This is a genomic window from Micrococcus sp. Mcc28 (assembly GCF_024519775.1).
Taxonomy (GTDB): Bacteria; Actinomycetota; Actinomycetes; order Actinomycetales; family Micrococcaceae; genus Micrococcus; species Micrococcus luteus.
The window spans coordinates 1-26,379 of sequence record NZ_JALJRH010000019.1 but is presented as its reverse complement, the minus strand read 5'-3'; the positions used below and the strand labels follow the sequence as shown (position 1 = coordinate 26,379).

Annotated in this window: 18 protein-coding genes, 1 tRNA gene, 7 pseudogenes and 1 other annotated feature; of the genes and pseudogenes, 12 read left to right on the top strand and 14 right to left on the bottom strand. The window is 70.4% G+C overall.

What is annotated here, in order from left to right:
* Positions 1–128: 128 nt before the first annotated feature.
* The 4 genes from NR073_RS09805 to NR073_RS09790 are packed head-to-tail and all read right to left on the bottom strand — an operon-like array spanning position 129 to position 4,481.
* On the bottom strand, positions 129–1,274 hold the full coding sequence (locus NR073_RS09805; protein WP_044659885.1) for a bifunctional 2-methylcitrate synthase/citrate synthase: 1,146 nt from the start codon (positions 1,272–1,274) through the stop codon (positions 129–131).
* A gap of 56 nt (positions 1,275–1,330) precedes the next feature.
* On the bottom strand, positions 1,331–2,269 hold the full coding sequence (gene prpB / locus NR073_RS09800; RefSeq protein WP_036315724.1) for a methylisocitrate lyase: 939 nt from the start codon (positions 2,267–2,269) through the stop codon (positions 1,331–1,333).
* Entirely contained in the window at positions 2,269–3,795 is a 1,527-nt protein-coding gene (locus NR073_RS09795) for an MmgE/PrpD family protein (protein ID WP_036315722.1), read from the bottom strand. The genes prpB and NR073_RS09795 overlap by 1 nt, the downstream gene beginning before the upstream one ends.
* Positions 3,792–4,481 carry a GntR family transcriptional regulator gene (locus NR073_RS09790; protein ID WP_020628108.1) on the bottom strand — a complete coding sequence of 230 codons (690 nt, stop codon included), beginning with the start codon at positions 4,479–4,481 and terminating at the stop codon, positions 3,792–3,794. The genes NR073_RS09795 and NR073_RS09790 overlap by 4 nt, the downstream gene beginning before the upstream one ends.
* 216 nt (positions 4,482–4,697) lie before the next feature.
* On the opposite strand from NR073_RS09790, the gene NR073_RS09785 reads away from it, so the two are divergent.
* A complete protein-coding gene (locus tag NR073_RS09785; protein ID WP_036315720.1) occupies positions 4,698–6,653 on the top strand; it encodes an AMP-binding protein in 1,956 nt (651 codons plus the stop codon).
* Between the two features lie 6 nt (positions 6,654–6,659).
* Here NR073_RS09785 and NR073_RS11370 read toward each other — a convergent pair.
* The 3 genes and pseudogenes from NR073_RS11370 to NR073_RS11360 all read right to left on the bottom strand — a co-directional run.
* A pseudogene (locus tag NR073_RS11370) lies at positions 6,660–7,343 on the bottom strand (response regulator); the annotation flags it as partial.
* Positions 7,344–7,372: 29 nt separating this feature from the next.
* Positions 7,373–7,594: an ATP-binding protein gene (locus tag NR073_RS11365; protein ID WP_342356216.1), complete on the bottom strand. Its 222-nt coding sequence runs from the start codon at positions 7,592–7,594 to the stop codon at positions 7,373–7,375.
* Positions 7,595–8,546: 952 nt separating this feature from the next.
* Positions 8,547–8,996, bottom strand: a pseudogene (locus tag NR073_RS11360) (histidine kinase); the annotation flags it as partial.
* A 187-nt stretch (positions 8,997–9,183) separates the two neighbouring features.
* Here NR073_RS11360 and NR073_RS09775 point away from each other — a divergent pair.
* From NR073_RS09775 to NR073_RS09740, 8 genes are all read left to right on the top strand, one after another.
* Positions 9,184–10,545, top strand: a complete 1,362-nt coding sequence (locus NR073_RS09775; RefSeq protein WP_044659886.1) for a cation:dicarboxylate symporter family transporter — start codon at positions 9,184–9,186, stop codon at positions 10,543–10,545.
* Positions 10,546–10,786: 241 nt separating this feature from the next.
* A complete protein-coding gene (locus tag NR073_RS09770; protein ID WP_036315755.1) occupies positions 10,787–11,647 on the top strand; it encodes a ParA family protein in 861 nt (286 codons plus the stop codon).
* A gap of 222 nt (positions 11,648–11,869) precedes the next feature.
* Positions 11,870–12,826, top strand: a complete 957-nt coding sequence (locus tag NR073_RS09765) for a pseudouridine synthase (RefSeq protein WP_041102683.1) — start codon at positions 11,870–11,872, stop codon at positions 12,824–12,826.
* Entirely contained in the window at positions 12,823–13,983 is a 1,161-nt protein-coding gene (locus NR073_RS09760) for a prephenate dehydrogenase (RefSeq protein WP_063189213.1), read from the top strand. The genes NR073_RS09765 and NR073_RS09760 overlap by 4 nt, the downstream gene beginning before the upstream one ends.
* A gap of 1 nt (position 13,984) precedes the next feature.
* Positions 13,985–14,716: a (d)CMP kinase gene (gene cmk, locus NR073_RS09755; RefSeq protein WP_041102682.1), complete on the top strand. Its 732-nt coding sequence runs from the start codon at positions 13,985–13,987 to the stop codon at positions 14,714–14,716.
* Positions 14,713–16,251, top strand: a complete 1,539-nt coding sequence (gene der, locus NR073_RS09750; RefSeq protein ID WP_049147779.1) for a ribosome biogenesis GTPase Der — start codon at positions 14,713–14,715, stop codon at positions 16,249–16,251. Before cmk ends, der begins: the two co-directional genes overlap by 4 nt.
* 104 nt (positions 16,252–16,355) lie before the next feature.
* Positions 16,356–16,835, top strand: a complete 480-nt coding sequence (locus NR073_RS09745) for a hypothetical protein (protein ID WP_044659889.1) — start codon at positions 16,356–16,358, stop codon at positions 16,833–16,835.
* Positions 16,836–17,213: 378 nt separating this feature from the next.
* Positions 17,214–17,290: transfer RNA gene (locus NR073_RS09740), tRNA-Pro, on the top strand.
* A gap of 271 nt (positions 17,291–17,561) precedes the next feature.
* Here NR073_RS09740 and NR073_RS09735 read toward each other — a convergent pair.
* From NR073_RS09735 to NR073_RS09710, 6 genes and pseudogenes are all read right to left on the bottom strand, one after another.
* Positions 17,562–17,795 (bottom strand): annotated as a pseudogene (locus NR073_RS09735) (integrase core domain-containing protein); the annotation flags it as partial.
* Positions 17,796–17,811: 16 nt separating this feature from the next.
* Positions 17,812–18,882: an IS110 family transposase gene (locus tag NR073_RS09730; RefSeq protein ID WP_134377477.1), complete on the bottom strand. Its 1,071-nt coding sequence runs from the start codon at positions 18,880–18,882 to the stop codon at positions 17,812–17,814.
* Between the two features lie 262 nt (positions 18,883–19,144).
* Positions 19,145–20,175: pseudogene (locus tag NR073_RS09725) on the bottom strand (IS3 family transposase); the annotation flags it as partial.
* Positions 19,742–19,876, bottom strand: a sequence feature (AL1L pseudoknot). (Overlaps the previous pseudogene by 135 nt.)
* A 59-nt stretch (positions 20,176–20,234) precedes the next feature.
* Positions 20,235–20,432 carry a hypothetical protein gene (locus NR073_RS09720; protein WP_010078466.1) on the bottom strand — a complete coding sequence of 66 codons (198 nt, stop codon included), beginning with the start codon at positions 20,430–20,432 and terminating at the stop codon, positions 20,235–20,237.
* A gap of 44 nt (positions 20,433–20,476) precedes the next feature.
* Positions 20,477–20,809, bottom strand: coding sequence for a DUF3024 domain-containing protein (locus tag NR073_RS09715; RefSeq protein WP_036315702.1), 333 nt, complete (start codon positions 20,807–20,809; stop codon positions 20,477–20,479).
* Positions 20,810–20,871: 62 nt separating this feature from the next.
* Positions 20,872–22,153 (bottom strand): annotated as a pseudogene (locus NR073_RS09710) (IS256 family transposase).
* 123 nt (positions 22,154–22,276) lie between these two features.
* On the opposite strand from NR073_RS09710, the pseudogene NR073_RS09705 reads away from it, so the two are divergent.
* Positions 22,277–22,741, top strand: a pseudogene (locus NR073_RS09705) (transposase); the annotation flags it as partial.
* Here NR073_RS09705 and NR073_RS09700 read toward each other — a convergent pair.
* A pseudogene (locus NR073_RS09700) lies at positions 22,710–24,082 on the bottom strand (IS1380 family transposase). The pseudogenes NR073_RS09705 and NR073_RS09700 sit on opposite strands and share 32 nt — an antisense overlap.
* 172 nt (positions 24,083–24,254) lie before the next feature.
* On the opposite strand from NR073_RS09700, the gene NR073_RS09695 reads away from it, so the two are divergent.
* Positions 24,255–25,397 carry a calcium/sodium antiporter gene (locus NR073_RS09695; RefSeq protein ID WP_043282823.1) on the top strand — a complete coding sequence of 381 codons (1,143 nt, stop codon included), beginning with the start codon at positions 24,255–24,257 and terminating at the stop codon, positions 25,395–25,397.
* Between the two features lie 141 nt (positions 25,398–25,538).
* The gene (locus tag NR073_RS09690; RefSeq protein ID WP_228070745.1) at positions 25,539–26,345 is read left to right on the top strand and encodes an IS30 family transposase; all 807 of its coding nucleotides are present in this window, start codon (positions 25,539–25,541) and stop codon (positions 26,343–26,345) included.
* The last annotated feature ends 34 nt before the right edge of the window (positions 26,346–26,379 follow it).

Sequence of the window (26,379 nt, the reverse complement as noted above, 5' to 3'; positions counted from 1 at the left end):
CCGCCCCACCCGGGGCGACCCGCCGTCGTCGTGCACGCGGCACCGCGCCGCGAGCGAATGGGGCGACGTGTCGGAGGTGATCTGCGTCTACACCTCCGACAAGTCGCCCCGACCGCCCCTCACGAGGCTCAGCCCGCCGGCAGCTCCCGCTGCTCGGGGCCGTCGTAGGCCGAGAGCGGGCGGATCAGCGCGTTCGCGGCGCGCTGCTCCATGATGTGGGCGGTCCAGCCGGTGATGCGTGAGGCGATGAAGATCGGCGTGAACAGCTCGGTGTCGAAGCCCATGAGGTGATACGTCGGGCCGGCGGGGTAGTCGAGGTTCGGCTTGATCTGCTTGGCCTCGTCCATGGCCTGCTCCAGACCGTCGTACAGGCCGAGCATCTCCTCGCGGCCGTAGTGCTCGATCATCCGGTCCAGTGCGGCCTTCATGGTGGGCACGCGGGAGTCGCCGTTCTTGTAGACGCGGTGGCCGAAGCCCATGACCTTCTTCTTCTGGGCCAGGGCGTCCTCCATCCATGCCTTCGCTCGGGCGGCGGCGTCCTCACGGGACTCCTCCTTCCGGATGCCGATCTCGTCGAAGGTGTGCATCACGGCCTCGTTGGCGCCGCCGTGCAGCGGGCCCTTGAGCGCGCCGATCGCACCGGTCACGGCCGAGTGCAGGTCGGAGAGCGTCGAGGTGATCACGCGCGCGGTGAAGGTCGAGGCGTTGAACGAGTGCTCGGCGTACAGCACCATCGAGACGCGGAACGCGTCCACGACCTCCGGGGCGGCCTCCTCGCCGAACGTCATCCACAGGAAGTTCTGCGAGTAGTCCAGGTCCTCACGCGGCTCCACCACCTCCTGGCCGCGGCGACGGCGCTGGTCGTAGGCGACGACGGCCGGGAACGCCGCGAACAGCGCCTGGGCCTTCTCCAGCTCGGCCTCGGGGGAGGAGTCCTCCGCCTTCGGGTGGTTCGCGCCGAGCACGGACACGGCGGTGCGGCCGACGTCCATGGGGTGGCAGTCGGTGGGCAGCAGGTCGATGGCCTGCTTCACCTTCGGGTCGAGGGCACGGTGGGTGCGCTCGAAGCGCTCGAACGCGGTCAGCTCCTCGTCCGTGGGCAGCTCACCCGTCCAGAGCAGCAGCGCGACGGCCTCGAACGAAAGCTGCGCGGCCAGGTCCTGCACGGGATAGCCGCGATACAGCAGGGAGTTCGTCTCCGGGTTGACCTTGGAGATCGCCGTGGTGTCCACGACGACGCCGGCCAGGCCCTTCTTGATCTCGGTCTCGGTCATGGTGTCCCTCCTCGGGGAGTGGGGCCCGCCCGCGCACGGGCGGGCCCGGTGACGGGTCAGAGGTCGGCGTGGTTGGCGCCGATGTCGAGCGTGGGCACGTCGAAGTTGAAGATGCCCGTGTCGAAGGCGTTGTAGCCCTCGTAGTCCACCAGCTCGTACAGGCGGGCGCGGGTGAGCATCTGCTCCACCTGCGACTGCTGGGTGCCCTCCTCCTTGATGGCGTGGAGCACGCGCTCGGCGGCGCCCATCGCGGAGCGCAGCAGGGTGACCGGGTAGATCACCATCGCGACGCCGGCGTCGGCCAGCTGCCGGCGGGTGAACAGCTCGGACTTGCCGAACTCGGTCATGTTCGCCAGGACCGGGACCCCGAGGGGCTCCAGCTCGCGACACACGGTCTCGAACTCGCCGATGTCCTTCAGGGCCTCCGGGAAGATCGCGTCCGCACCGGCCTCCACGAGCGCCTTCATGCGGGCGATCGCGGCGTCCAGGCCCTCCACGGCACGCAGGTCGGTGCGCGCCATGATGAGGAAGTTCGGGTCCCGGCGGGCATGGACGGCGGCGGCGATGCGCTTGACCGCGGTGTCGAGCTCCACCATGTTCTTGCCGTCGAGGTGGCCGCACCGCTTGGGGTTGAACTGGTCCTCGATGTGGCAGCCGGCCAGGCCGGCGTTCTCGAACTCCTGCACCGTGCGGGCCACGTTCATCGGCTCGCCGAAGCCCGTGTCCGCGTCGATGAGGCACGGCAGGTCCGTGAGGCGGGCGATCTGCCCGCCGCGCACGGCCACCTCGGTGAGCGTGGTCAGCCCGACGTCGGGCAGGCCCAGCTCGTTCGCGAGCACGCCGCCGGAGATGTACACCCCGGGGAAGCCCTTCTCCTGGATCAGCTTGGCGGTCAGCGGGGTGAACGCGCCCGGGAACTGCTGGGCGCCGCCCTGCTTCAGGGTCTGCCGCAGGTCGATCCGCTTCTGTTCGGCCGTCTTCGTCGAGTACAGCATCAGAACAGGCCCTTCGGGGCGGCGGCGAGGTCGGCCTCGGACAGGAACGCCGGGTCCGCCAGGATGTTCAGCTGGTCCAGCTCGCCGGGCTGCAGCTCGGCCACGCGCTCGGCGGCGGCCAGGAAGCGGTCCTGCTCCTCCTTCGAGACGATGCCCTCGGCCAGGGTGCGGAACTTCTGGATGTACTGCTCGCGGGCGAACGGCCGGGCGCCGAGCGGGTGGGCGTCGGCCACGGCGATCTCGTCGGTGATGACGGTGCCGTCCTTGAGGGTGATCTCCACCGCTCCGCCGAACGCCTTCTCCGCGAGGTCCAGCGAGTGGTAGCGGCGGGTCCACTCCGGGTCCTCCACGGTGGTCACCCGGTGCCACAGGGCCACGGTGTCCTCGCGCTGGGCGCGCTCGGGGGCGTAGGAGTCCACGTGGTGCCAGGAGCCGTCCTGCAGGGCCACGGTGAAGATGTAGGGGATCGAGTGGTCGAGGGTCTCGCGCGAGGCCGTCGGATCGTACTTCTGCGGGTCGTTGGCGCCCGAGCCGATCACGTAGTGGGTGTGGTGCGAGGTCTTGATCAGCACCGACTCGACGTTCGCCGGGTCGGTGGCCTCCGGGTGCTCCCTGTGGAGCTTGCGGGCCAGGTCGATCCAGGCCTGGGCCTGGTACTCGGCCGAGTGCTCCTTGGTGTAGGTGTCCAGGATGCCGCGCTTGGGCTCGCCCTGCTCGGGCAGCGGCACCTCGTAGGAGGCGTCCGGGCCGTCCAGCAGCCAGGCGATCACGCCGTCCTCGCCCTCGTAGATCGGGACGGGGGAGGTCTGGCCGCGCATGGCGCGGTCCACGGCCTCGACGGCCATCTTGCCGGCGAACGCCGGGGCGTGGGCCTTCCACGTGGAGATCTCGCCCTTGCGGGACTGGCGGGTGGCGGTGGTGGTGTGCAAGCCCTGGCCGATGGCCTGGAAGATGGTCTCGGTGTCCAGGCCGAGCAGGGTGCCGATGCCGGCGGAGGCGGAGGGGCCGATGTGGGCCACGTGGTCGATCTTGTGGCCGTACAGGTTGATGGACTTCACGAGGTCCACCTGGATCTCGTAGCCGGTGGCGATGCCGCGGATCAGGTCCTTGCCGGAGCGGCCGGTGTGCTGGGCGACGGCGAGGATCGGCGGGATGTTGTCGCCCGGGTGGGAGTACTCGGCGGCCAGGAACGTGTCGTGGTAGTCCAGCTCGCGGACGGCCACGCCGTTGGCCCATGCGGCCCACTCGGGGGAGACCTTCTGCTCCACACCGAACACGGAGGCGCCCGCACCGCCGGTGGAGACCGGGTGGGACAGGGCCTGGGCGCGGGCGGCGACGATCGGGCCGCGCTTCAGCGAGGCGACCGCGACGGAGGCGTTGTCGATGATCCGGTTGATGATCATCTCCTCGACCTCGGGCAGCACCTCGACGTCGTCGACGGCCACCTCGGCCAGCTTCCAGGCCAGCTGGTCCTTGCGCTCGAGGTTCTCCTCGGAGCGGTGCACGCGCACGTGATGGTTCTTCATGGTCGGTCTCCTTCGGTGGGGGTCAGCAGGGTCGGGGTCTCCTCGGCGCGGCCGCGCCGGGTCAGATGGTGGAAGGCGTGGTGCAGGTGGACCCGCGTGGTCGCCTCCGCGAGGTCTGCGGCGCCCGAGCCGACGGCGTCGGCGATGTCCGCGTGCTCCGCGGCGGAGGCCGCGAGGCGGGCCGGGTCGTCCGCGGCCAGTCGGCGCAGGCGCGCCAGGTGCAGGCGCAGGGTGCGCAGGGTGGAGACGAGGTAGGGGTTCGCGGCGGCCTCGTCCAGCCGGCTGTCCAGCTCGGCCGTCATCGCGTAGTAGTCCGCCGGGTCGGTCCCGCCGCGCAGGGCCGCCTCGGCCTCCTGGAAACGGCCCGCGAGGACCGTGAACCGCTCGGCCGCCTCCGGGGTGGCCCGCTGCGCGGCCCGGCGCGCCAGGAGGGACTCGAGGGCGATGCGCAGGTCGAACAGCTGGTCCGCCTGTTCGAGGGACAGGTCGGCGACGACGATGCCCCGGCCCGGGGCCTGCTCGGCCAGGCCGTCGGCCACCAGGCGGGAGAGCGCCTCGCGCAGAGGGGTGCGCGAGATGCCCAGGCGCTCGGCCTGCTCCACCTCGCCCAGGCCCGCGCCCGGAGGGAGGGACCAGTCGAGGATCTCCGCCCTCAGGGCCTGGTACGCCCGCTCACTCGCTCGCATGCCGCCAGTGTATACACAACAGTCCCGCCGAGGGCAGGGGGTGTGTCCGATGCGCGTGCCGGGCGACGCCGTCCACGGGGAGCGTCGTCCGGCGTGCGGGGGCTGGGTGGTGCGTCCCCGGCGCGGGTCTCGCGCGTGCCGCCACGCCTCACTGACGGGGCACGAAATGTATACAGATCCCTTGCCCCCTGTGATCCACGGCACTACCCTGGGCGCATGGCGACCCACGATGCCCCCGCCGAAGACCGCCCCTCCGGCGCGTACGCCGACGCCCACGCCCGCTCCCTCCGCGACCCCGAGGGGTTCTGGCTCGACGCGGCGCGCGCCATCGACTGGACCGTCGCGCCCACGCGCGCCCTCGACGACTCCGCCGCGCCTCTGTACCGCTGGTTCCCGGACGGCGAGCTGAACACCGCCTTCAACTGCCTGGACCGGCACGTCGAGGCGGGCCGCGGGGACGCCGTCGCGCTGATCCACGACTCCGCGATGACCGGTGAGGTCACCCGCTACACGTACGCCGAGCTCACGGACGCGGTGGCCCGCCTGGCCGGCGCCCTGGCCGCGCGCGGCGTCGGCAAGGGCGACCGCGTCCTCGTGTACCTGCCGATGATCCCGCAGGCCCACATCGCGATGCTGGCGTGCGCGCGGCTCGGCGCGGTGCACTCCGTGGTCTTCGGCGGCTTCGCCCCGCGCGAGCTCGCCTCCCGCATCGACGACGCCGCCCCCGACGTCGTGCTCACCTGCTCCGGCGGCATCGAGCCCAAGCGCCGGGTCGAATACCTGCCCGCCGTGGCCGAGGCGCTCGAGACCGCCGCGCACCCCGTGCGCACGGTGCTGGTCCACCACCGCGAGGGCTTCGAGACCGCGCTCGCGGACGCCGACGGGCGCGGGGGCGCGAGCTGGGAGGACTGGGGCGAGGCCGTCGCGGCCGCCGAGCCGGCCGACTGCGTCCCGGTGCAGGCCACCGACCCGCTGTACGTGCTCTACACCTCGGGCACCACGGGCAAGCCGAAGGGCGTCGTCCGGGACAACGGGGGCCACGCCGTCGCCCTGCGCTGGACCATGGAGCACATCTACGACGTCGGTCCGGGGCAGGCGATGTGCACGGCCTCGGACGTGGGCTGGGTCGTGGGGCACTCCTACATCGTCTACGGCCCGCTGCTGGCCGGGGCCACCACGGTCATGTACGAGGGCAAGCCCGTGGGCACGCCCGACGCCGGCGCGTTCTGGCGGCTGATCGAGGACCACGGCGTGCGCTCCTTCTTCACGGCCCCCACGGCGCTGCGCGCGATCCGCCGCGCCGACCCCGAGGGCGAGCTGCTCAAGGACCACGACCTGTCCTCCCTGCGGCACTTCTTCGCCGCGGGCGAGCGCCTGGACCCGGAGACGCAGCGGTGGATCGAGGGCCTGCTGGGCATGCCGGTGATCGACCACTGGTGGCAGACCGAGACCGGGTGGGCCATCGCGGCGAACCCGGTGGGCCTGGAGCAGCTGCCGGTGAAGATCGGCTCGTCCTCGGTGCCCTCGCCGGGCGTCGATCTCGTGGTCCTGGACGGCCTGGGCGAGCCCGTGCCCGCCGGGACCGAGGGCAACATCGCCCTGCGGCTGCCGCTGCCCCCGGGCACCCTGCCCACCCTGTGGGGCGACGACCAGCGCTACATCGACTCCTACCTCAGCGCGTTCCCCGGCCATTACGCGACCGGTGACTCCGGCGTCGTGGACGAGGACGGCTACGTGTTCGTGCTCGGCCGCACCGACGACGTCATCAACGTCTCCGGGCACCGGCTGTCCACGGGCGTCCTCGAGGCCGCCCTGGCCGCCCACCCGGCGGTGGCCGAATGTGCCGTGATCGGCATCGCGGACCCGCTCAAGGGCCAGCGGCCCTCGGGCTACGTGGTCCTCAAGTCCGGCGTCGAGACGCCCGAGGCCGGCTCCGAGGCCGAGGCCGCGCTCCTGGACGAGCTGCGTCAGGCGGTGCGCCGCGAGGTGGGCCCGGTGGCGGACTTCCGCGACGTCGTCGTGGTGGACGCGCTGCCCAAGACCCGCTCGGGCAAGATCCTGCGCAAGACCATGCGGCAGATGGCCGACGGCGAGGAGTACGCGGTGCCCTCGACCATTGAGGACCCCGCCGTGCTCGAGGCCCTGGCCGGGGTGCTGCGCCCGGCCCGCTGAGCCCCCTCACGTGCGGCCGGCCCAGCGGTACTCCTGCTCGGGCCGGCCACGGCCGCCGTGCCGGGCCGAGCGCCGCACCCGGCGGATCCGCTCGAGGTGCTCGAGGTAGCGCCGGGCCGTCACGCGGGAGATGCCCAGGCGCTCGCCCACCTCGGCCGCGCTCAGGGCGGTCTCCGGGTCCGCCCCCAGCAGCTCCACCACCTCGCGCAGGGTGCTCTCGGTCAGCCCCTTGGGCAGGGCCTCGGCGCGCCGCTCGCGGGAGACGCGGAAGACGGCGTCCACCTGCTCCTGGCCGTCGAGGGCGCCGTCGCCGGCCAGCATCGCCGAGGCGGCGCGGAACCCGCCCAGCCGATCCGCGAACTCGTCGAACCCGAACGGCTTCACGAGGTACTGCGTCACGCCGTACGCGACGGCGCGGCGCACCACCGGCAGGTCGGTGGCCGCGGTGAGCGCCAGCACCCCGCCGTGGAAGCCGGCCGCGCGCAGTTGGTGCAGGAAGTCCAGGCCGTGCCCGTCCGGCAGGTTCATGTCCAGCAGCACGACGTCGAACGGGAAGCGCCCGTCCGCGTGCAGGCCCGCCGCGGCGACCTGCCGCGCGGCCAACAGGGAGCCGGCCACCGCGGCCACCTCGAAGCCCGGCAGCCGGTCCAGGTGCGCCACGTAGGTCTCGGCCGTCAGCTGCTCGTCCTCGACGACGAGCACCCGGTACGGGCGGGCGGTCATATCTCCTCCTGGGGTCGGGGGTCGCGGGGCACCTCGACGGTGAACACGGTGCCCGAGTCGGTCGCGACGTCCGCGACCCCGCCGGCCTCCTCCGCGATCCGCCGCGTCAGCCACAGCCCCATGCCGCGTCCGGCGGCGCCGACGGGCTTCGTCGACCAGCCCCGGTCGAAGAGTCGGCCGCGGTCCGCGTCGGAGGGTCCGGGGCCGCCGTCGGCCAGCTTGCACGAGCAGGCCCGCGGCGTCCGAGACCACCTCGACGTCGACCCACCGGTCTGCCGCGGACAGGTCGGGTGCGGCGGCCGCGTCGAGGGCGTTGTCCACGAGGTTGCCCAGCACGGTCAGCAGGTCGAGCGGGCGCAGCGGGGCGGGCGCGGTCAGCTCGGCGGACCAGGTCAGCGCCACGCCCCGCTCACGCGCCTGGGCGGCCTTCGCGTCGAGCAGGGCGGCGAGGACGTCGTCGGAGGCCTCCTCGTCCGGGGCGCGGCGGGACAGCACGGCCCGGGCGGCCTCCAGCCGGCCCGACTCGACGAGGGCGAGGGCGGTGTGCAGCTGGTTGGCGTGCTCATGCGTCTGCGCGCGCAGCGCCGTGGTCAGGGTGTGGGCCACGGTGAGCTCGTCGCCGAGCCGCTGCAGGTCGGTGCGGTCGTGCAGGACGAGCACGCGCGATCCCGCCGGGGCGGTGGTCACGCCCTCGCGGGCGGCCGCGGCGAGGGCCGTCGGCGGGACCGACCCGCCGGGGTCGGAACGGCCGGGCGACCGCACGACACGCTGCTGCACCACGAGGACCCGCCCGCCGGCGGCGAGGCTCGCCTCGCCGCTGACCGCGCCCGGCAGGGCCGCGGAGAGCTCGGTGGGCAGTCGAGGCTCGCCCGCGCCCTCCCAGCCGAGCAGGCGCGCGGCGGCGTCGTTGTGCAGGCGGGCCCGCCCGTCCGGGGCGAGGACCACGACGCCGGCCTCGAGCGAGTCCATGGCCGTCTCCGCCAGCAGGAACTGCTCGGCGATCTGCTCGGGGCCGCGTCCGAGCGTCACCCGGTTCAGATACCGGCCCACGAGCCAGGCGACGAGCAGGCCGACGGCGGCCACGGCGGCCGAGCCGAGCAGGATGCCGGGGATCTGGGCCTGGGCCATGATGGCGACATCGGAGATCTGCACGCCCGTCGTGACCACGCCCAGGACGGTGCCGTCCTCCGGGTCCACGACCGGTGCGAGCGCGCGCACCGAACGGCCCGCCGCACCGGTGCTCGAGAGCTCCACGACGGTGTCCCCGGCGACGACGGCGTCCACCGGCTTCGGGTAGCGGACACCGACCTGCTCGGGGCGCCAGCTCGCCAACCGCATCCCGTCCGGGTCCATCACGGTCAGCCACGAGACCTGTGCCTCGGCGATCCAGCCGTCGATCCCGGCCTGCAAGGCGGGGGCGTCGCCGGCCCGCAGGGCCGAGACGAGCGCGGGGTCGCGCGCCACGAGGGTGGTGACGCCCTGGACGTGGCGCTCCTCGACGCGCTGGGCCACCTCGCGGGCCTGGAGGTAGGCGCTCCACACGCTGAACAGGGCGATGGCCGCCACGAGCGCCACGTGGACCACGGCGATCCGCCGGGCGATCGACCACGGGTGGCGCATGCCTCTCCTCCCTCGGGCCGGCGACGCGCCGGTCCACCCCCACGATCCTGCAGTCCGTCGGCCGCCGTGACCACTATGACCGCAATCGTGACCGACACCACCCGGGGCCGCGAGAGTGGTCACATCCCTCCCGCGCCGTTGCGGACCGCTCGGCGGCGCCCCACCACCGCACAGAACGGAACGCCCGATGGCGCACACCCCACCGGCCGAGACCTCGGCCCCGCCGGCCCCGGCGACGAAGAAGGACCGCACCCACTGGCTGTACATCGCCGTGATCGCCTCGGTGGTGCTGGGCGCCGCCGTCGGCCTGTTCTTCCCCGAGTTCGGCAAGTCCCTCAAGCCGCTGGGCGACGGCTTCGTCTCCCTCATCAAGATGATGATCGGCCCGGTCATCTTCTGCACGATCGTCCTCGGCGTCGGCTCGATCGCCAAGGCCGCGACCGTCGGCCGCGTGGGCGGCATCGCCCTGGTCTACTTCATGGCGATGTCCACGTTCGCGCTGGCCATCGGCCTCGTCGTCGGCAACCTCATCCACCCCGGCGAGGGCCTCAAGCTGACGCCCTACGACCCGAACAAGCCCCAGGCCGCGGCGGACGGCACCGTCCAGTTCCTGCTGGACATCATCCCCGGCTCCCTGCCGGTGCTGCCCACCCTGTTCATCGCCCTGCTCGTGGGCTTCGCCCTGCAGCAGATGGGCCCGGCCGGCGCCCCGCTGCTGCGCGGTCTCACCCTGATCCAGGGCGTCGTGTTCCGCATCCTCATGATGGTGATGTGGGTCGCCCCGATCGGCGCCATGGCACTGCTCATGGGCGCCTTCTACCTGACCTGCATCGCCTTCATCGTGGTGGTGCTCGGCACCGTCCTGAAGGTCGTGACCGGCCTGAGCATCCTGGCCCTCATGAAGTACCTGGGCCGGGAGTACCTGCTCATCTTCGCCACCAGCTCCTCCGAGACCGCCCTGCCCCGCCTGATCGCCAAGATGGAGCACGCCGGCGTGGACAAGTCCGTCGTGGGCGTGACCGTGCCCACCGGCTACTCCTTCAACCTGGACGGCACCGCCATCTACCTGACCATGGCCGCGCTCTTCGTCTCCAACGCGATGGGCGCGGAGATGAACCTCGGCGAGCAGATCGGCCTGCTGGTCTTCATGATCATCGCCTCGAAGGGCGCGGCCGGCGTCACCGGCGCGGGCATGGCCACGCTCGCCGCCGGCCTGCAGGCGCACCGACCCGAGCTGCTCGGCGGCATGGGCGTGATCGTGGGCATCGACAAGTTCATGTCCGAGGCCCGCGCCCTGACCAACTTCACCGGCAACGCCGTGGCCACGCTCCTCGTCGGCCGCTGGGTGGGCGAGCTCGACGGCGAGCGTGCCCGGCGCGTCCTCAGCGGCGAGCTGCAGTTCGACGAGGCGACCGTGGCCGGCCACGACGGCGCCGCGCACGACCCGCAGCAGTCCCCGACGATCGCCGAGCAGGCCTACGAGGGTCACCCCGACTCCAGCCTGAACTTCGCCATGGCCGCCGACGGCGACCGGAACCCCGCCCGCTGACGGAGGCGGCGGGCCCGCGCGGCACGCCGCACCGTCGACCACCGGCGACGCCGGGGACGAGCCTGGACACCGGCCCGTCCCCGGCGCCGCCGTCGTCCCGGGAACGCCAGGCACTAGGGTGGGGGAAGATCCGGACACGCCGACGACGGCGGCCGCGGCGCGCCGCGGCCCGCGGCCGGGCGTGCAGACCACCGTGGAAGGAGCCGGCGCCGCCGTGACCTCGAGAGAACCGATCCCCGTGATGACCATCCACGGCGAGCCCGTGCTCGGGCCCACCGGCCGGCCCAAGCACGACTTCCCCGAGCCCGCACCCCTGACCTCGCACGGCCCGGCGCGGATCATCTCGATGGTGAACCAGAAGGGCGGCGTCGGGAAGACGACCTCCACCATCAACCTGGGCGCCGCGCTCGCGGGCTACGGCCGCAGGGTGCTCATGGTGGACTTCGACCCGCAGGGCGCCCTCTCGGCCGGCCTGGGCGCGAACCCGCACGAGCTCGACACCACGGTGTACAACGTGCTCATGGAACGGTCCGTGACCGCGAAGGACGCGATCCTGTCCACGGACTTCGAGAACATGGACCTGCTGCCGGCCAACATCGACCTGTCCGCGGCCGAGGTGCAGCTCGTCAACGAGGTGGCCCGCGAGCAGGTCCTCGAGCGCGCGCTGCGCCAGGTCCGCGACGACTACGACGTGGTCCTCATCGACTGCCAGCCCTCGCTGGGCCTGCTGACCGTCAACGCGCTGACCGCCTCGCACGGCGTGATCATCCCGCTGACCGCCGAGTTCTTCGCGCTGCGCGCGGTCGCCCTGCTCGTCGAGACGATCGAGAAGGTGCAGGACCGGCTCAACCCGGACCTGGAGATCGACGGCGTGCTGGCCACGATGTTCGACCAGCGAACCCTGCACTCCAAGGAGGTCGTGGGCTCGCTGGTGGCCGGCTTCGGGGACCGCGTGTTCGAGACCGTCATCAAGCGGTCCATCAAGTTCGCCGACGCCACGGTGGCGGCCACGCCCATCACCCTGTTCGCCGAGAACCACGACGGCGCCAAGGCCTACCGGCAGCTCGCCCGCGAGCTGATCTGCCGCGGCGGCGCGCCGTGACCGTCCGCTGAGCGCCGACGACGCCGGCCCGGTCCCGTCGCGGGACCGGGCCGGTTCTCTGCGCGCTCGCGGCCGGGGGAGCGGTGGCCGGGAGACGCGACGCCGTCGATCTGCGAGAATGGAGCCGGGCGTGTCCGTCTCCGGGCCGTCCCTCACCCCCTGACCCGTCCGCCGCCGGCCCGACCGGCGCCGTTGACGCGCACCCGAAAGGACGCCCTCCCCATGAACTCCCGCAAGCCGCGAGGCTCCGGACGCACCCCCGCCGTCGGTCGACGGGGCGGCCCGTTCCAGGAGCGCGATTTCCAGCGACAGATCGGTGCCCGCCGCGGCGCCGCCGCCCCCCGTGAGGAGGCCCCCTTCGACGAGGACGCCGTGCCGCGCACCCGCGGCCGCCGCGGCCGCGGCGCCGGCGCCGCCCGGGCCAAGGCCGCCCACCTCGACCGCATCCACGACGAGTCGGGCGAGCGCCTGCAGAAGGTGCTGGCCGCGGCGGGTGTGGCGTCCCGGCGCGTGAGCGAGGACCTCATCGCGGAGGGCCGTGTGGAGGTGGACGGCGTCGTCGTCACCGAGCCCGGCGTGCGCGTGGACCCGGCCCGGGCCGTGATCCGGGTGGACGGCATCTCCGTGCAGACGGACGTGACCAAGCAGTACTTCGTCTTCAACAAGCCCCGCGGCGTGATCTCCACGATGGTGGACCCGGAGGGCCGGCCCTCGATCGCCACCTACCTCAAGCCCGGGCAGGAGCACCTGTTCCACGTGGGCCGTCTGGACAACGAGACCGAGGGCCTGCTCATCCTCACCAACGACGGTGAGCTGGCCAACCGCCTCACCCACCCCAGCTACGAGGTCCCCAAGACCTACGTCGTGCAGACCCGCGGCCCGCTGGCCAAGGGCGTCTCCAACCGGCTGCGCGAGGGCGTGGAACTGGAGGACGGCGTGGCGCAGGTCGACTCGTTCAAGCTCGTCGACTCGACGCCGGGCCACGTGCTCGTCGAGGTCGTGCTGCACTCGGGCAAGAACCGCATCGTGCGTCGCATGTTCCAGGAGATCGGCCACCCGGTCGAGCGGCTCGTCCGCGTCAAGGTGGGCCCCATCCTGCTGGGCGACCAGAAGCAGGGCACCGTCCGCGCACTCAACGCGCAGGAGCTGGGCCACCTCAAGGCCCTGGTCGGCCTGTGAGCGCGCCCGCCGAGTCCGCCGCCAAGCTCGGTGACGGCCCGGCCGGGATCCCGCAGCCCGTGCTCGTCCGGGGGACCGGTCTGCTGGGCGCCTCGATCGGCATCGGGCTGAGCGCGGCCGGTGTGGACGTGCGCCTGCACGACCCCTCGCCCGCCGCCCTGGCCGTGGCCGCGGACATCCGCGCCGGACGCCCCGCCCGCCTGGACGCCGAGGGCGACGACCTCGACGTCGCCCCGGGACTCGTCGTCGTGGCCGCGCCGCCGGACGTGACCGCCGACGTCGTGGTCGACTCGCTGCGCCGCTGGCCCGCGGCCGTGGTGGTGGACATCGCCTCGGTGAAGGAGGCGGTCGCCGCGGGCGTGCGCGCTGCCGTCGACGACGGCCGCCTGGCCCCGCAGGACGCCGACCGGTACCTCGGGACGCACCCGATGGCCGGCTCCGAGCGGTCCGGTCCCGTGGCGGCCCGCGGCACCCTGTTCACGCAGGCGCCGTGGGTGCTGTGCCCGACGGACACGACGCACCCGGGCGCCCTCGCGGCCGGTCGGGCGCTCGCGCTGACGCTGCAGGCCACCCCGTACCGGATGGCGGCCCGCGCCCACGACGAATCGGTCGCGCTGATCTCGCACCTGCCGCAGATCGCCGCCTCGCTCGTGGCCTCCCGCCTGCAGGACACCCCGGACCAGGCGCTCGCCCTGGCCGGCAACGGGCTGCGGGACACCACCCGGATCGCAGCGTCGGACCCGCAGCTGTGGGTGCAGATCCTCTCCGGCAACGCCGGGCGGATCGTGCCGGCGCTGCACGGGCTGCGGGCGGACCTGGACCGGCTGATCCGCACCCTGGAGGACCCCTCCGCCCCCGGGGCGCGGCTGGACATGGCGCAGCTGATCGCCGAGGGCAACGCCGGTCGGGCACGGGTGCCCGGCAAGCACGGGGCGCCGCCGCAGGCGTTCGCGGTGGTCACGGTGATCGTGGACGACGCCCCCGGGCAGATCGCGGCCCTCCTCGACGAGGTCGGCCGCACGGACGTGAACGTGGAGGACCTGCGGCTCGAGCACGCCTCGGGCCACCGGGTCGGCATGGTGGAGATCTCCGTGCTGCCCGGCCGCAGGGACGAACTCGTGGCGGCGCTGACCGCCGCCGGATGGAAGGTGGTCTGAGATGACCGAGCACACCCGCGACGACGTCGCACCCGCGCCGCTCGTGGTGGCGGTGGACGGCCCCTCGGGCTCGGGCAAGTCGTCCGTGTCCAAGGCCGTGGCCCGGCGTCTCGGCGCCGCGTACCTGGACACCGGCGCCATGTACCGCGCCGTGGCGTGGCACTGCCTGAACGAGGGCGTCGACCTGGCCGATGCGGAGGCCGTGGCGGCGGCCGCCGTCGCCATGGACCTGGACCAGTCCACCGACCCGGACGTCGAGGCCGTGCGGGTCGGCGGCACGGACGTCACCGAGGCGATCCGCGGCCCCGAGGTCACGGACACGGTCTCCACCGTCGCCGTGGTGATCCCGGTGCGCGAGGAGCTGCACCGTCGCCAGCGGGCGGCGATCGCCGCCGCGGGCCGGATGGTCGCCGAGGGCCGCGACATCACCACGGTGGTGGCCCCGGACGCCCACGCGCGCGTGCTGCTCACGGCGTCCGAGGCCGTGCGCACCGCCCGCCGCTCGGGCCAGCTGGCCGCGGCGGGGGAGACCGGCGTCGACGCCGGCACGCTGCACCGTCAGGTGGCCGGGCGCGACGCCCGCGACGCCACCGTGTCCACGTTCGACCGCCCCGCCGACGGGGTGGCGCTCGTGGACTCCACCGAGCTCGACTTCGAGCAGACCGTGGCGGCCGTCCTGGCCGCCGTCGAGGACCAGGCCGGCATCCCGGCCGTGAAGGGAGGCCGACGATGACCGAGAACCCCCAGCACCGCTCCGGTGAGGACGAGTTCGTCCCCGCCGGCGACGATCAGGTGGCCGAGCGGCTCGCCGCCATGACCGAGGAGGAGGCCGAGGCGCGTGCCGCGTCGTTGCGCGCCGGCCTGGCCGACTATGAGCTCGAGGAGGACGACGCCGCCCTCCTCGACGCGTGGCAGCTCGGGCCGGACGAGGACGTCGACGCGCCCGTGCCGCCCGTGCTGGCCGTCGTGGGCCGGCCGAACGTCGGCAAGTCCACGCTCGTCAACCGCATCATCGGCCGTCGTGAGGCCGTCGTGGAGGACGTGCCCGGCGTGACGCGCGACCGCGTCTCCTACGACGCCGAGTGGAACGGCCGCGAGTTCACCGTGGTGGACACCGGCGGCTGGGAGCACGACGCCAAGGGCATCCACCGTCGCGTGGCCGAGCAGGCCGAGCTGGCCGTGGACGTGGCGGACGCCGTCGTGTTCGTGGTGGACGCCACCGTCGGCATGACGGCCACGGACGAGGCCGTGGTCTCGATGCTGCGCCGCAAGGACCGCCCCGTGATCGTGGCCGCCAACAAGGTGGACGACATGGTCCAGGAGGCCGACGCCGCCACCCTGTGGTCGCTCGGCTTCGGCTACCCGTACCCGGTGTCCGCGGTGCACGGCCGCGGCGTCGCGGACCTGTTGGACGCCGCGCTCGAGGCGCTGCCGGAGGAGTCCGCCCACGGAGGTCTCGTGCCGCGCGGCGGCCCGCGCCGGATCGCCCTCGTGGGCCGGCCGAACGTGGGCAAGTCCTCGCTGCTGAACAAGCTGGCCGGCTCGGACCGCGTGGTGGTGGACGACCTGGCCGGCACCACGCGCGACCCCGTGGACGAGCTCGTGGAGCTCGGCGGACGCCTGTGGCGCTTCGTGGACACCGCCGGCATCCGTCGACGGCAGCACATGGCCCACGGCGCCGACTACTACGCGTCGCTGCGCACGGCCTCCGCCCTGGACCGCGCCGAGGTGGCCGTGGTGCTGCTCGAGGCGCCGCACGTGATCTCGGAGCAGGATGTGCGCATCCTCCAGATGGTGCTGGACTCCGGGCGTGCCCTCGTGATCGCGTTCAACAAGTGGGACCAGGTGGATGAGGACCGCCGGCACCAGCTGGCCAAGGAGATCGACCGGGACCTGGCGCACGTCGCCTGGGCGCCGCGCGTGAACATCTCCGCGAAGACCGGCTGGCACAAGGACCGTCTCGTCCCCGCGCTGGACCTCGCCCTGGACTCGTGGGACACCCGCATCCCCACGGGCAAGCTCAACGCGTTCCTCGGCGAGCTCGTGGCGGCCCACCCGCACCCGCTGCGCGGCGGCAAGCAGCCCCGCATCCTGTTCGCGACCCAGGTCTCGAGCCGGCCGCCCAAGTTCGTGCTGTTCACCACCGGGTTCCTGGACCCCGGCTACCGCCGGTTCATCGTGCGCCGCCTGCGCGAGACGTTCGGGTTCGAGGGCACGCCCCTCGAGATCGGGATGCGCGTGCGCGAGAAGCGCGGTCGCCGCCGCTGATCCGGCTCTGCCCCGACGACGTCCCTCGGCCTGCCGTGCCGGGGGACGTCGTCGTCCCGGCAAGCTCCCACCGTTCGTCCACCTTCGCCTCGTAGCCTGAGGGCATGAGCCTCATCCGACGTCGCCCCGCCGCCCTGTCCCTGGCCACCCTGGCCGCGCTCGCGCTGGCCGCATCCGGCTGCGCGGTCGACGACGGCGAGACCCGGGCCGCGCTGCAGAGCGCGGAGGACCGGCTCGCCCAGGCCGAGGACCGGATCAGCGAGCTGGAGGCGGACGCCTCGGACCGCGTGGACCTGGGGCAGCTGCGCCAGGAGGCCGAGGGCGCCCTCGCAGAGGCGGACCAGCGCGCCGCCGAGGTCGTCGAGGACCTGACGCGATCCCTGCCCTCCGGTTCGGACATCGTCGACGTCGAGGCGCTCCGGGAGGACGGAAAGGTGGTCATCGAGTACGGCCAGTCTTTGCTCGATGCCGATCCCCAGGTCCTCGAGGACACGATGCGGGAGGCGGCGGAGCGGGCGCGCAACGCCATCCCGGACCTGAAGGATGTCGAATTCCGCGTGGGGGACCGGACCTTCACGTACTGATCCTGCGACGGGGATCCGTGAGCCCCCCGACACGCCTCTTCGACCCGCCCGGAACGGCGGATCGGAGCGGCTCGACGTGTTACGCTTCACCCGTGCACGACTGCACCCTCAGTCATGAGAGGGTTCGTGCAGACCGCCAGGCCCACCGGTACGCCGGGGCCGCGGTCGCTGGGGGACTCTCGGTCGGGTGGCCCTCGGTCAAGGGATGAGGGGTTCACGTCTGTGAAGAGGACGTGGGCCCCTTGTTCACGTTTCGGGGGTGTCGCGCGGTTTGCCCCTGACAACGACGACCTGGCAGGCCCGCTTCCGATTCGCGCCCGGCGGTGCCGGTGGGGTATGCTCATCGGGTGCCGAAGCGCGGATGACCGCGATTCGCCACGGGCTATGGCGCAGCTTGGTAGCGCGCTTGACTGGGGGTCAAGAGGTCGTGGGTTCAAATCCCGCTAGCCCGACCACGTTCCCACGGGTCAGAGTCCGCATCTGACGAGGGAAAATGGAATGAGGCCCAGGTACTCCCTCGAGGGGAGCGCCTGGGCCTCTTTCCGTGCCTGACATATTCCTTAGCACAAACTGATCGAGACAGACCCTACGGTTCGGCGTTCGGCTCGACTTATATCCCCGGGAATTCAGAACTTCCTCAGTGGCCGAGCGGCTCGATCCAAAATCGATCTCGTCGGTGACCAGAGCGTTGGCCCTGAAGCCCCCTGGGTCTGATGGAGACTCGCGCTATTTGATTCCGACCAGCTGTTCGCGGCCGGCTTCGACAGCATAGAACGTGTCCTCGAACTCGGCGGGTGGGACGTCGCCGAGGTAGCCGTGGAGGCGTTGCGTGTTGTGCCAGGACACCCACCCGAGGGTCGCGAGCTCGAGGTCCTCGACCGTCCGCCAGGGACCTGGCCGTGCGGGTCCGCGGACGTGCTCGGCCTTGTAATAGCCGTTCACGGTCTCGGCCAGGGCGTTGATGCTCCTATAGTTGTCAACTCGCGATCTGACCGGTGCGAGGGTTGGTCTTCACGAGGTGGTAGACCTCGCGGATCACGTACCTCTTGAGGCAGCGAATGATGTCTCGCTTGGACTTGCCCTCCGCGGTGCGTCGTGCCACGTAGGCGATCGTGGGCTCATGGAAGCGCATCCGCACGATGACTGTCCTGTAGATGGCTGCGTTCAGCTGACGGTGACCGCCATGATTGATCCGATGTTTTCCGCTGCTCATCCCTGAGCCTGTAGGCACGGGGCTGATGCCGGCGAGCTTGGCGAATGCTGCCTCGCTCTTGATCCGTTCGGGATTGTCCCCGGCCACGATTAGGATCTCCGCTGCCGTGTCCACGCCGATCCCGAACTGGTCGAGCAGGTGCGGCGCACGCGCGATCACGAGCCCCTTGATCATGGCCTCGAGCTCGAGGATCTCCTCGTTTAACGACAGCCACCGCCTGGCCAGCGACCGGAGCACATGACGATTGGCCTCCTCCGGCGTGCTCAGCGCGCGGGGGCGCAGGGAAGCGCAGTGGCGGGCGATCATCTTCTGCGTCTTCCCCTGCAGTACCTTGCGTAGATTCTCTTCGGCGTGCACGAGCATCGCCTTCAACGTGATCATCGCTGCAGAGCGGTCTTTGACCGCAGTGTCGTGAGCGACTTTGAGCTGACGGATCATTTCCACGCTCCCATCGGCGCTCTTGGGCGTGGCGGTGGCGAAACCCGCGAGGACTGCGCGGGCCGCGTTCTCAGCGTCCAAGGTGTCGGACTTCCCGTTCAACCGACGCAGGCGTCGGTCTGGGCGCGAGACTTCCACGACCTTGTGCCCCTGGCGACGGATGTACGAGGCCAGACCAGCCCCGTAGGAGCCTGTGCCCTCGATGCCGAACGCGATGATGGTGCCGTAGTCCGCGGCCCAGTCCAGTAGCTGCTGGTAACCGGCACGGTCGGTGGCGATCGTGCCGGTCGCGAGAATCCCACCGATCGAGTCCATGACGGCGGCCACGTGGATGTGCTTGTGGGTGTCCACGCCGATCACGACGTGACCGGAACGGGTGGGGGCGATCTGGCTCATATACGAGGCTGTCCTTCGGCTACGGGTGCGGGGGCGGCACCGACGCCGGTGGGCGGACAGGACTGTCACGGGGACACGGTCACGAAAATGCTCCAGGCTCCTATCAGGTCACGCCCGGACCGGCGGCAGTGGTCGTACGTGCCCGGCCGCGGGCCCGACAGATCAACGCCAAGACACCATGTGGGTCAATCGTAGAGATGGGTCAGAGCACCACGGCCAGGACTTCCTCATCCTCGCGGAATCCGGCCCTCAGAGACTGACAGTCATAGCTGTCCCCGACGGTCCCGATCGACGGTGTCGCTCCGATCTCGGCGAGGCGTTCGCCGTAGCGAATGGAGGTGAATTGAGACCCCGCGTCGCTGTGGCAGCGCAGGTCCTCGTGGCGAGCGCCGCGGGACCAGCGGGCCATCTCGATCGCGTCGAGGACCATCTCGGTGCGCATGTGTGACGCGCACCGCCACCCGACGATCATCCGGGAGAACGCGTCGACGATGAAGCAGACGTACGCGACGCCGGCCCACGTCGGCACGAACGTCAGGTCGGTGACCCAGAGCCGGTTCGGGGCAGGCGCGGTGAACTCCCGCTTCACGAGGTCCGGGTGCCGCGCCGCGGTCGGATCTGGCCGGGTCGTCTTCACCCGCTTCGACCTGGTCGCGCCCTTAATCCCTGCGGCGCGCATGAGCCGGCCCGTCTGATCTCGGCCGATCATGATCCCCGCCCGGCCGGCGGCTTTCCAGAGCTTGCGGATTCCATAGACGCGGTAGTTCGTCTCCTAGAGCTCGACCAGCTGCGGGATCAGCTCCTCGTCCCGCACCGCGCGAGCCGAGGGGGCGCGGGTCTTGGCGGCGTAGTAGCTGCTCGGAGCCACCTGCAGCAGCCTGCAGATGAGCTCGACTCCGAGCCGGCGAGCGTCGACCAGGTCATCCTTGTTCGCGTCGATGAACGCGACTACTTCCGGTAGTGGCGGTCGAGCTCCGCCCCGAAGAAAGACGCAGCACGCTTGAGGACCTCGTTGGCCCGCCGCAACTCCCGGACTTCCTGCTCCAGTTCACGCACCCGCCGCGCCTCAGCGCTGCTCACGCCAGAGGTGACGCCGTCGTCGATGTCGGCTTGCTTGACCCACATCCGCACGGACTCGACCCCGTACCCGAGCTGCGTCGCGACCCGATTGACGGTCCCATGCTCGGTCCCCAGCTCGGCACGCAGCGTCCTCACCATCCGGACCGCCGCGGCCTTCTCCTCCGGCGAATACCGACGCGTCGTCGGCTTCCCCGCTGTCTGCTCTTTCGGCATAACTCCATCCTCGTTTCCAAGGTCAGGAGTCTCCAACAAACCCAGGGCGCTTCAATCGGTCAGGAAGGCAGCAGGAGCACCTTGATGTCGTAGTCGAGCTTGCAGAGGTAGAAGATCAACTCGACGACGGGACGGTGACTATCCCAGCGGGGCTGTGAGGGGCCGATCTCGCAGAACCTTGCGGCAAACTCAACCTTCTCGCGCGCGGCCGGGATCGATGCGCGGAAGGCCGCTTCATCCCATTGCTCTTCGCTCATACTCCCGACCGTAGCGGTGAGTACCGACACGGCCGTGGGAGCTCTCAGCCCCAGAAGATCGGATCCTGGTGGCTGCCGATGTAGTCGAGCAGACTCTGGACGTTCTTCGTCGGGCGCCTCTTCGTGTACTCGTGGAACTTCATGTGCCGGTCACGCCAGTAGATGCTCCACTGGCCGGTCTTGACGGTGTATCGCAGGCGCGCGACCGGGAACCGCGTCCAGTCGCCCTGCCCGTCCCACGGCGGCCGCGTCTCGATGATCGTGACGTGCCGGTCGGCGATCTCGGCTTCTACTCTCACCTGATCCCACAGGTGCTCGGGCACGCGTTCACGGCACCAGCGGCCGATGCGCAGCAGGTCGGTCTCGGGCATAGCCATGGTCAAGTCCTTTTGAGTGGTGTATCGAGGCTTTGTCGGGTTCCTCGTGGTCGGGTGGGTTGTCAGGCGGCGAGTGCCGCGTGGCCGGGGTCGTCGGTCATGGTGTCGCTGACCTGTAGGGCGGCTTGTTCAGCCGCGGCTTTCGCGGCTGCTTCGGCGAGCATCGTGTCGGTCGCGGTCAGCAATTCCAGGCTCATGTAGCGCCGTGATTCGGTCCATTCGTCGTGCTGCTCGGCCAGCACCGCGCCGAGGAGTCTAATCACCGCGACTCGGCTGGGGAAGATGCCGACGACGTCGGTGCGTCTCCGGATCTCCTTGTTGAGCCGTTCGTTCGGGTTGTTCGACCAGATCTTCTTCCACACCTCCTTCGGGAACTTCGTGAACGTGAGCACCTCATCGCGGGCGCCCTCGAGGTGCTCGGCAGCGGCCGGCAGATGGGTGGCCAGGCTGTCGATCATGTGCTCGTACTGGGCGATCACCGCCTCGACGTCGGGCTGGGTGTAGACGCTGTGCAGCAGCGCTTTCACCGCGGGCCACTGCGACTTCGGGCACACCGCCATCAGGTTGGCCGCGTAGTGGGTGCGGCAGCGCTGCCACTGCGCCGTCCCGAACACCGCCCCGGCCGCTTCGACCAGCCCGGCATGGGCATCGGAGGTGATCAGCTCCACCCCCGACAGGCCGCGGGCAGCCAGATCACGGAAGAACCCGAGCCACCCCTCCCTGGTCTCCGCGGTGCCCAGTTGCAGGCCGAGGATCTCGCGGTAGCCGTCGTTGTTGATGCCGGTGGCGACCATGGCGGCGACCTTGACGACCCGGCCGTGTTCACGCACTTTGAGCACGAGCGCGTCGGCGGCGACAAACCGATACGGCCCAGCATCGAGCGGCCGGGTGCGGAACGCTTCGACCTGCGCATCCAGGTCTTTACTCATCTCTGAGACCTGCGATTTCGACAGGCCCGTGATGCCGAGTCTGCACCAGTTTGTCCATCCGGCGGGTGGAGACGCCGAGCAGGTAGCAGGTGGCGACCACCGTGGTCAGCGCTGCCTCGGCGCGGCGGCGCCGCTCCAGGAGCCAGTCGGGAAAGTAGGTGCCTTCGCGCAGTTTCGGGATCGCGACGTCGATGGTGCCGGCGCGGGTGTCCAGGTCCCGGTGCCGGTAGCCGTTACGCCGGTTGGTGCGCTCATCCGAGCGGGCGCCGTAGGCGGCGCCGCACACGCTGTCAGCCTCGGCCGACAGCAGGGCATTGATGAAGGTGGTGAGCATCTGACGCATCAAGTCCGGCGAGGCCTGGGTGAGCAGATCGGACAGAAACGCCTGGGGGTCGATATCGTGGGGAGCGGTCATCGCGGGTGTCCCTTTCGAGTGGGATGTGAGAGTTTCCTCGAAAGCCTCCCGCGGTGACCGCTTCTACTTCGCGGTCGACACGCCAACCGGAGTCAACGTGCTGCGGGATTCGTACACCACTCTGCCGGACGCAACTGCGCCGAACTGCGCCGCACCCTCCACACCGGGATGAGCCTGCTGACCGACCGCCAAAAAGAACACCTCAGCGTCCTCTTCGCCCACGAGAAGCACGCCGCGGTCGAAGCGGCCTGGGAGATCTACCAGGCCATGGTCGCCGCGTATCGAGAATTCGACCGCGCAAAGGCTAAGGCCAAGATGGAGAAGGTGATCGCGGCGCTGAGCAAGAAGGTCCCCGACACCCTCGAGGAACTGGGCAAGCTCGGCCGGACACTGACCAAACGCGCCGCCGACGTGCTGGCGTTCTTCGAGCGACTGGGCACCAGCAACGGTCCGACGGAGGCGATCAACGGCCGGCTCGAACACCTGCGCGGCTCCGCCCTCGGCTTCCGCAACCTCACCAACTACATCGCCCGCAGCCTCCTCGAATCAGGCGGCTTCAGACCCTTGCTACACCCTCAAATGCGATGAGCCTCGAATGCAGGATCTTGTGCCGACAGCGGCGCACGATGGTCGCGGGGATCTCGAACAACCGTGCGCGAAACCGTTTGGGCTCCCAGCGACGTGCATCATGGCCGGCCAGCGCGATGGCCTGCATCCAGGCGACGATGACGCCGGCGAGCTGGACGATCTGGCACCAGACCTGGTTCTGCGCGAATCCCTGCAGCGGGAACTTCATCAGGCCCATGTCCTTGGCGTTGCGGATCCGGTCCTCGCAGCGCGCGCGGCGGCGGTGACGCAGCTCCAGCACTGGAAGCTGGCCGCGTGGGGCGTTGGTCGCGAACGCAGTGATCCGCATCCCTTTGTGATCGGTGATCCGTAGCTGCACTCCGGGGTGGGGGCGTTCCTTCCTTACGGTTACCCGCATTCCGGGGGCCACCCGGGCAGGTCCAGTAGTCCGGTCAGTTCCGCGACCCATGCCCCATCGCGGATCCCTTCGGTGTCGGTGTCGTAGGCAGGAGTCCACGCCTTCGCCTCATCAATACGTTCCAACAGGTCAGGAGTGTTCGCGGGGAGGGTGAACCCGACTGAGTAGGCCAGACGCTGCCGCTCCAGCCAGCCCGCGAAGTCCTTGGGGCCGCCGGCCCCGTCGGTGCGAATCAGGACCTTTTTCGATCCCCGCCCGCCCCGGCCCAGCAGGGCCGGTGGGAGCTGCGCAAGGGCCAGACGGGTGACGGCGATGTGATCGCTGGCGGTGTTCGAGCCCGCGTTGCCGGGGCGAAGGTGGATCGCGAGCGGTTCCCCGGTTCCTTCGCTGCCGTGGTCCAGGAACGCGTACAGAGGGTGGTAGCCGAAGCCGCGTTTGAACGTCGGGGCGGCTTGCTCCTTCTCACTGTGGACGTTGATCAGGGTGGCGTCGAGGTCGATGACCAGCGGGGTCTTCGCGCTCGTCCCCTCGGCCGGGGAATGCTCGCCGGCCAGGGCCCAGGCCTGCTCGCGCGCGGTCCTGCGAGCCCTGGCGATCGCGGTCATCACGGCGGGCGCGTCCTCAGCGAGGGTGGTGAGCGTGCGGGAGATCGTTGGGGCCGAGGCGACGTCACCGAACAGGCCCGGCTCGCACCGCAGCAGGTCGGTGTCACGGGCGACCTCCCCGCCCACCGCGAGAGTCATCGCGAGGTCCAGCAGGACCTTGGAGGCGTGATGCTCGGCCAGCGGTTTCGTCCATGAACCCAACGCTTCACGCAGCGAAGAGGCGAGGCCGGTGGCGTGGATCGTGTCGGTCAGCAGCACCGCGCCCGCATGCGAGGCCGCCGGGACCTCAGCGACGTCCACACGCGGGCGGGGGTAGAAGAACACGGTAGGGTGGGACACCTGAAAGGTGCTCCTTCCGGCCAGGGATTACGAGACTCGACACCCCGTATCATCCCAGGCCAGGAGCACCTTTCTCTATGACGCCCACCCGTCGAGACCACACCCCAGTGAAATCTCGAGGTCAGCGGGTGCTCGTGGCAGGGCCTGAACTGTGGTCCGTACACTCCTACTCATGGATGCGCTTGATATTGGACGGATCGTGGCCGGACTGGTGCTGCTGGTCTTGGGTGGGGAATTTCTGGTGCGTGGGGCGTCAGCACTGGCCGGACGTTTCGGGATTTCGTCATTGGTGATCGGTCTCACCGTAGTGTCAGCGGCGACGTCGGCACCCGAGTTCGCAGTGAGCGTCGGTGCTGTACTGCGTGATGAACCGGGGCTTGCCGTGGGCAATGCGGTTGGCAGCAACATCATTAATGTCCTGCTCATCCTGGGACTGTCCGCGCTGGTCGTTCCCCTCGCTGTAAAGCGGAGGCTGATCCGCTTTGACCTGCCCCTGATGGTCGTCTTGTCAGTTCTACTGCTCCTTGTGTCCCTGGATGGGAGGATCAGTGCGGTGGACGGGCTGATACTATTTTTCGGTGTGGTGGTCCACACCATAATGTCCGTGGTGATTAGTCGGCGGGACGCCAAGACCGCGGTGAATGCCCGGGAAGGGACAGGAGATTCGGCAACCGTCGATCCAGCCGACGAGGAAGGGGCTGCGCTAGGCGCCTCGGTCAGCAGGTCGCTCTTCTTTGTGCTGCTGGGGGTCGCGTTGCTGGTCGCCGGTGCCACGCTGCTCGTGGAAGGAGCAGTGAACATAGCCACCACGTTGGGCGTAAGCAGCCTCGTGGTCGGACTGACCGTTGTGGCTGTCGGGACATCGCTGCCCGAGCTGGCGACGTCCATCATTGCCGTGCGTCGCGGTGAACGCGACCTAGCGGTGGGCAACGTGGTCGGCAGCAATATCTTCAACATAGGGGTAGTGCTAGGACTAACCGCGCTCATCTCTCTTGAGGGCATTCCCGTATCCGGCGCCGCAGTGGCCTTCGATATCCCAGTAATGCTGGCGGCCGCAGTGGCACTACTGCCGATCGCGTTCACGGGCTTCGCGGTGGCGCGTTGGGAGGGCGGCTTGTTCGTGGTTTTGTACGCCGCCTACACCGGATACCTTGTGCTGGCTGCCACAGCGCACGATGCACTGGAGGGATTCACCGTAGCCATGGCGTGGTTCGTGCTGCCGTTAATCGCACTGACGCTCATTTCCTTTACAGCCTACGAAATCGGGCTCCGCAAGGGACGCCGAGACCTGGACCAGACCACGACTTCGACGTAGACCGTCGAGTGCATTCGGCTGCTGGCTTCATTCAGGTCGTCGGCTGGATGTAAATCGGCAAGAGATGACTGTCGGTTGGTGGTGTCATAGCGTCGTAGCAACACTCCCGGTCGGTGGGGGCTCGAGGCGAGGAGGCCTGGGATGGTGCGGCGGCGACTCACGTTCACGGAGCGGATGGAGATCTCGACGGGATCGAAGGCCGGGTGGGGAGTCCGGAAGATCGCGTCTCACCTGGGTAGATGCCCTTCGGTGGTCTCCAGAGAGCTTCGACCGAACTCGACGAAGACGCGCGGCTATCAAGCCGTGACCGCGGACGTGAAAGCGCAACGCCAGCGCTCTCGCCCACAGGTCCGGAAAGTGGCAAAGGACCCGGTACTCGAGGCCCGCGTCAACGCCGACCTCGCAGCGTCATGGATGCCGAACGAGATCGCGGGTCGCTTGCGTCTGGAGGCCGCAGACCCGACCGTTGAACGCATGGCGAACTCTCCCGACGCTCAGGGCCGCACCGTCAGCGGAGAAGCGATCTACCAGTACATCTACGCGATCCCCCGCGGAGAACTCGCCAAGCGTGGGATCTTCTTGCAGTCCAAACGGACCAAGCGCCGGCCCCGCACGCACGGCCGCTCCCGAGGCGGGCCGATCGTGGGGATGGTCCCGATCGCGGAGCGTGGCGAGGACGCGGCGAAGCGGCGGGTACCCGGGCACTGGGAGGGCGACCTGATCATCGGGAAGAACGGGTCCTCGTGCGCGGCGACGCTGGTGGAGCGGATGAGCGGGTTCACCGGCCCGCTCGCCCTGCCCTCGAAACACGCCGAGGGCCCCCGCGGACGCGGTGATCGAGTACTTCACCGAGCTGCCCCGGATGATGCAGACCTCGCTGGTAAGGGACCAGGGCAGCGAGATGGCGCACCACGCAAAGGTCTCCCCTGGGCTGACCCCGTTTCGTAGGTCCAGTCGTTATGAGAGTCGTCCTGTTGCCCGC